Raw genomic sequence first — 5,980 nt, 5'->3', positions numbered from 1 at the left:
TATAAAATAAGCTGACTGCTGACGGCTGACTGCTGAATGCTTAAGTATTGATTAATCTTATTTACTTTTAAGACTTAAGAGTGCCAAATCGATTAAGCCAATTTGGCGCTTATTGACTAAATTCAGTCAATTTTGTCTTATGCGATCGCACGCCGATTTTTCGGATTACAAAAGTATGCAAAAGTAAGCGTTTATATATAGATGACTCCTGGTTAAAGTTTCGCTATTTCCACTCTATATATAAACCAAACAAGTCATATTGGCCACATGATTGATTTCACAATACTTAAACTATTAATTAAAAGTATTATGGTCACGGGTTCATAAGGATAGGTTTTTAGAAATCATATCCACCTACCTAGAGGTAAGGTAGTAGAGTTGTCAAGAGACAAAAATGACAAAAATAAAAATCAGACTATCGAAAAGTCATGACCAGGAATTCGATATCACATTGATCATATCTAATCAACCAGAAGACCTGAGAGGTTTTTTACCGCCCCAACCACCAGATTTGCAATCATCATTCAATCAATGGCTGTCCGGCTATCGTAGTTTAGAGGGTGTACGCCTCGAACTCAAAAATGTGATTGTTTCTTCCGATGTTCAGAGCCAGGCTAGGGAAGTGATAGCCTGGGTAAATGAATGGCTCAACTTTGGCAGTAGCCAATGGCAGCCGATCCGGGATAAATTAATCGAAGTAGGAAGCCGATGGCAGGGTGCTAAAAAAGAAGAAATGTACATCATCCTTGATTTTCCCGAGGAGAAGTTTATTCAATTAGGTCGTATCCCTTGGCAAGAGTGGGATTTGTTGAAAAACTACTACTCAGACTCTGAAATAGCTTTAAGGCTTTATGGTAAGCAAGCTCAGACAATTATTACCATTCAAAAATATTGGAAAGTCCGAATTTTGCTGGTTGTGGGAAGGAGTGACGACATCCAAACCGAAAACGATATCAAGATAGTTAAAAATTTAGAAAAAAAAGGAGCAGAGGTTAAGTTATTACTTCAGCCTACCAAAGAAGAACTATCGGAAGCACTTTGGCAAGAACCAGGCTACCAGATTTTCATCTTTAGTGGTCACAGTAGCTGTGATCAGCAGACGCCAATTAGCTGGCTTGAGTCAGGGTAAGCGCAAAGAGGTAGACCAACCGATTCAAAGGATGCAGCCAAAATTAAAATTGAAATACGAGGAAAATGAAACTGAACTACCAGGCTCTGTTACTGGAATAAAAATGTTATTAAACGGGCAGTTATATTTGGCTCAATCCTCTCGGTACATCACAGATAAAGAAAGTTACCAGGCCAGACAAAATGGCTTTAGTATCAGAGCAATCCCCGTCGCCATTAATGGTATTGCTATAGCGGTTAATCCTAACTTAAAAGTAAGCATTCAGCAGTCAGATGACCGCTGAGAGCTGACTGCTGAATGCTTACAAAAGTAAAAAGTCAAAATTAACAATTAACAATAGGGCTCCTAAATCAAATGTGATAATTTTTGATGCCATATTCCCTACTCCCTACTCCCTACTCCCTGTTCCCTTTGCTAAAGTAAAAATTAACAATTAACAAACTTCCATCAGCACATCCTGATGCATCCTTGCCCGGTCTACCAATGACTGAATTTGATCTTTAGTCAATGCTTCACCATTAGCATAGTGTTCTAGCCAGGTTTTACTAATCACATTGGGGTCATCTGGTAAACTAGCAACATCCCATCCAGGTAAATCCAGTTGCTCCATCAAGTAGTTAACTTTGGGGTCATAACTGAGGGCAAAACATCGACATTCTTCCGCTGCTGCCATAATCAAACTGTGGTAGCGCATCCCAATCGCCATTTCCACCCCCCGAAATAATCCTTTCAATTCTCTAGGGTCTTCTATAGAAAAGATCTGATGGGGACCCGTTAACTGAGACGCAATAGATTGGGCAATGGCCAAATCTCGGGAAGCTTGGAAAGGGACTAATAAAATACAGGTTTGTGTGGCTTTCTGAAAATCCACTAAGGCATGGGTCAGATTATTCAGGCGTTTGGGAGTTAGGGTAGAATGCGATCGCAAAGTAACTGCTACTCTTGGTGCTGGTAAATCCCACAATCCTGGTACAGGTTTGGAGTCTAATGCCCAAACTGGATCCGGAGCCATAATAAAGGGAATTTCCCAATCTGCTAGGAGTGTCGCTGAGCCATAATCCCTGACACTGACTGCTGTACATCCGGTGAAGGACCGCTGGGCTAGCCAACCAATCAGCCGACGCTTAATTGGACCAACCCCCTGGGCCCAAGCAATGGTTTTCAGACCCATCCTTTGGGCTAATCCCATTAAACCACAGTAGTAGAGAGGGCTAGCGGCACTAGTCACATCTTGGATTAAACTACCACCCCCCCAGATGAATAGTTCGGAAAGGCGCATAGCTTTGAGCACTGGTAGGGTAGACATGCGATCGCAACTTTCCACTCCATAGCGCTGACGAGTTTGACTAGGGTTACCGGAAAGGACTATCGGCTTCACTGACTTTGGTAGCATTTGCAGCAGTGACGCTAACAATGCTTCATCGCCACCGTTGCCCTTGCCGTAATATCCACATAAAACTGCTTTGACTTGCTTCATGCCTTCAACTCGTCTTGGCTACTACTCCCCATATTCCCATCCGTGAGTGTAAAAAAAATACCAATTAAAGTAGGGTGGGCAAAGTAATATTATCTAGAATACTCATTTGAACCAAACTGTTTTTGCCCACCCTACAAGCTATATTCCCATCTGTTAACCGATCCGTTAACCCATCAATTGCCCCTGATTGCATCCTATTGCATGGGATCAATAGCGTGTAAAAAAAATACCAATTAAAGTAGGGTGGGCAAAGTAATATTATCTAGAATAGTCACGCATAACCAAACTATTTTTGCCCACCCTACCAGCTATATTCCCATCTGTTAGATCGATTAACCCATTAATTGCCCCTAATTGCATCTTATTGCATGCGATCAATAGTACGATATTGAATGGCTTCAGCAACATGTTCAGTTTTAAGGTCATCATTACCACTCAGGTCGGCAATGGTACGGGCAACTTTGAGAATACGGTCGGTGCCTCTAGCAGAAAGACCAAGTTTGCGAATAGCGCTTTCTAATACATTACGGGAAGTATCATCTAATTTACAGAATCGACGTAGATGATGGCTTTGCATCTGAGCATTGCAATGAAGAGTCGGTTCAGTTTGGAAGCGGTCACGAGTGCGATCGCGTGCGACTTGGACTCGTTCTCGCACCGGTGCTGATTCTTCTCCTGTAGACTGTCTAGTGATTTCTTCAGGTTTAAGCCGATTGACAGCTACTTGTAAATCAATGCGATCCATTAATGGTCCTGATAGCTTCGACCAATATTGTTCCCGTTGGCGAGGGGAACAGCTGCAGGGTTGAATTGGGTCACCAAAGTATCCACAGGGACAGGGATTGGTACTAGCCACTAAGGTAAACTGAGCAGGAAACTGTACCGATTGGCGGGTGCGGGAAATAGTGACTTGTCCGTCTTCCAAAGGTTGGCGTAAGAACTCTAACACATTGCGCTTGAATTCTGTCAACTCGTCTAAAAATAGAACTCCCCGGTGGGCTAAGGAAATTTCCCCCGGTTTCGGAAAACTACCACCACCGACAAGAGACGGACCAGAGGCGGAATGATGGGGACTGCGAAAAGGGCGATCGCAGATCAGTTTGCCGCGATTTTTCAATAAGCCAGCAACAGAATAAATTTGAGTGACCTCCAAAGCTTCAGCAAAACTCAACGGTGGCAAAATTCCCGGTAATCGTCGCGCCAACATGGTTTTACCACTGCCAGGAGGACCGACAAAGATTAAATTATGTCCCCCAGCCGCAGCAATTTCTAAAGCTCGACGCCCATGAGCCTGACCTTTAACATCCTTTAAATCCGGTGCAGTAGACTGGGTTACTTGCAACTCCCCCACGCTATCAATCTCTACCGGTGAATAGCGGTTTGGCTGGTCAAGGAAATCAGCAACATCGGATAGGTGCTCAAATCCATACACAGTGATGCCATTCACCACTGCAGCTTCTGTAGCATTGTCAGCAGGAACCACTAAGCCACTAATTCCCATTTGCTTTGCTGCCGCAGCAATTGGAAGTACACCAGCCACAGGTCGCAAACTGCCATCAAGAGACACTTCTCCGAGAAATAGGTGGTCTCCCAATAACTGAGGATTTAACTGTTCCGATGCCGCTAAAATCCCGACACTGATTGGTAAATCAAAACTAGGACCTTCTTTCCGTAAGTCAGCCGGGGTCAGGTTAATCACAATCTTGCGTATCGGAAAGGCAAAACCAGCATTTTTCAGTGCTGCTTTCACCCGTTCTCTAGACTCTTGGACAGCGGTATCCGGTAAACCAACGACTACAATTCCCGGTAAGCCACCAGACACATCTACTTCAACCCCTACTTTTACAGCATCAATGCCGATAATTGAACCACTCCAAACCCTAGCCAGCATAGTGTTAGCCTGATAAGTGTTTTGGGACAAGGAAAATCAAATAAGGGGAGAGTAGGAAAACTCCCCATCTCCCCATTACCAGTCTCACTTTTTCCTTCGTTTCTCTTTTTACGAACCTTCACTTAAAGGCAAGTATAGTGCTTATCGCCTGGAGAGTTTAACCGGGAAATTACATAAATCAAGAGTACTGATCTCCTTTCCATAAAAGGGATGTAACCTAGGATTTTCCGGGAATCGGGACTCGGGAATCAGTAATTGGGACTCGGGAATCAGTAATCAGTAATCAGTAATCTTACGACCATTAGCCATTAGCCATTACCTATTACCAAAAATCCAGGGACTATTTGGGAAGACATTAATCGAAGTTGATATTACAGATAGTTTTCCACTAACGCAACAATTATAGTAGACCTCTTACAAAAGTATTGTTCTGATAGTGTTTGTCTCAATTCTTGTTCAGGTGATCCGCTGCTCCGAAGTTCCCTGTTCCCTACAACTGCCGCCAAGTCTAGTATACTGAGGTTGGGTTGATAGGAATTACCCATGCAGTCGTTTGAACCAGGTTTTATTGAGCGCCAGCTGATTACTCAAAATCTACTGCGTACTATCCGGCTGATTGGTGAGTACAAAGGCAAGCAAGAACTGTTCAAAGAACAGTCACCCCAAGTTTTGCAAACACTACGTCAGGCGGCGATTATTCAGAGTACGGAGTCCTCCAACCGCATAGAAGGCATTACAGTGCCCCTGGAACGCATCAAGGAACTGGTAGCGGAAAAAACTACGCCCCGCGATGAAGCTTCGCTTCCGCTAAAAGCGATCGCTCCGAACAAGAAATTGCTGGCTATCGAGATGTACTTAGTACCATCCACAGCAGCTATGCTAACATCCCTTTCACTCCAGGGGTGGTGTTACAGCTGCATCGTGACCTTTATCAGTTTTCTGTTGGTGAGGGTGGGCGCTGGAAGTCGGTAGATAATCAAATCAGCCAAACTTACCCAGATGGTACAAAGGTTGTGAGGTTTCAACCACTTGCGGCTTATGCTACACCATCCGCGATGGAACGCTTGCATGAACAATTCAATCGCCTCTGGCAGTCTGAGCAAATCGAACCCTTACTGCTCATCCCCACCTACGTCTTAGATTTTCTGTGCATCCACCCTTTTAGTGATGGCAATGGACGGATGGCTCGGCTGCTGACACTACTGTTACTATACAAAGCTGGTTACGAGGTGGGGCGGTTTATTAGTTTGGAACGCATTGTAGAACGGACAAAGGAAAGCTACTACGATACACTTTACCAAAAACTTTGGGTAATCGCGCCCCATCCTTCTAGGACTGCTTTTCCTTTTGTGTGCTATAATAAGAGTATAATTAATAAACTTTTCTTTAGATAGGTATGATCTAATCATAAGTAGACAACGTAAAAAATATGTATTAGATACGTATTGCGTAATTTGGTCTAACGACTATAACGTCTATGAAA

At 43.6% G+C, this 5,980-nt stretch carries 6 protein-coding genes; 4 read left to right on the top strand and 2 right to left on the bottom strand.

Features of this window, described 5'->3' with window-relative positions:
• Positions 1-394: 394 nt before the first annotated feature.
• Both F6K20_RS21295 and F6K20_RS21290 read left to right on the top strand, forming a co-directional pair.
• Complete coding sequence (locus F6K20_RS21295) at positions 395-1,129, top strand: hypothetical protein (RefSeq protein WP_008181775.1); 735 nt, start codon at positions 395-397, stop codon at positions 1,127-1,129.
• Entirely contained in the window at positions 1,089-1,412 is a 324-nt protein-coding gene (locus tag F6K20_RS21290) for a substrate-binding domain-containing protein (RefSeq protein ID WP_287295946.1), read from the top strand. Before F6K20_RS21295 ends, F6K20_RS21290 begins: the two co-directional genes overlap by 41 nt.
• 150 nt (positions 1,413-1,562) lie before the next feature.
• Here F6K20_RS21290 and csaB read toward each other — a convergent pair whose 3' ends face one another.
• On the bottom strand, positions 1,563-2,606 hold the full coding sequence (csaB, locus tag F6K20_RS21285; RefSeq protein WP_008181779.1) for a polysaccharide pyruvyl transferase CsaB: 1,044 nt from the start codon (positions 2,604-2,606) through the stop codon (positions 1,563-1,565).
• Positions 2,607-2,967: 361 nt separating this feature from the next.
• Positions 2,968-4,497 carry a YifB family Mg chelatase-like AAA ATPase gene (locus F6K20_RS21280; protein ID WP_008181781.1) on the bottom strand — a complete coding sequence of 510 codons (1,530 nt, stop codon included), beginning with the start codon at positions 4,495-4,497 and terminating at the stop codon, positions 2,968-2,970.
• Between the two features lie 543 nt (positions 4,498-5,040).
• Between F6K20_RS21280 and F6K20_RS21275 the strand changes: the two genes are divergently transcribed.
• Positions 5,041-5,469: a hypothetical protein gene (locus tag F6K20_RS21275; RefSeq protein ID WP_008181783.1), complete on the top strand. Its 429-nt coding sequence runs from the start codon at positions 5,041-5,043 to the stop codon at positions 5,467-5,469.
• Positions 5,400-5,891, top strand: coding sequence for a Fic family protein (locus F6K20_RS21270; protein WP_353736797.1), 492 nt, complete (start codon positions 5,400-5,402; stop codon positions 5,889-5,891). The genes F6K20_RS21275 and F6K20_RS21270 overlap by 70 nt, the downstream gene beginning before the upstream one ends.
• Positions 5,892-5,980 lie beyond the last annotated feature (89 nt).

It is taken from the genome of Moorena sp. SIO2C4 (assembly GCF_010672485.1).
Classification (GTDB): domain Bacteria; phylum Cyanobacteriota; class Cyanobacteriia; order Cyanobacteriales; family Coleofasciculaceae; genus Moorena; species Moorena producens.
This window is presented reverse-complemented; position numbering and strand designations above follow the sequence as displayed.

Bases quoted from the DNA above. Each gene is read 5' to 3' on its own strand.
- F6K20_RS21295 (WP_008181775.1), top strand. From the start codon at position 395: ATGACAAAAATAAAAATCAGACTATCGAAAAGTCATGACCAGGAATTC.
- csaB (WP_008181779.1), bottom strand. From the start codon at position 2,606: ATGAAGCAAGTCAAAGCAGTTTTATGTGGATATTACGGCAAGGGCAAC.
- F6K20_RS21280 (WP_008181781.1), bottom strand. From the start codon at position 4,497: ATGCTGGCTAGGGTTTGGAGTGGTTCAATTATCGGCATTGATGCTGTA.
- F6K20_RS21275 (WP_008181783.1), top strand. From the start codon at position 5,041: ATGCAGTCGTTTGAACCAGGTTTTATTGAGCGCCAGCTGATTACTCAA.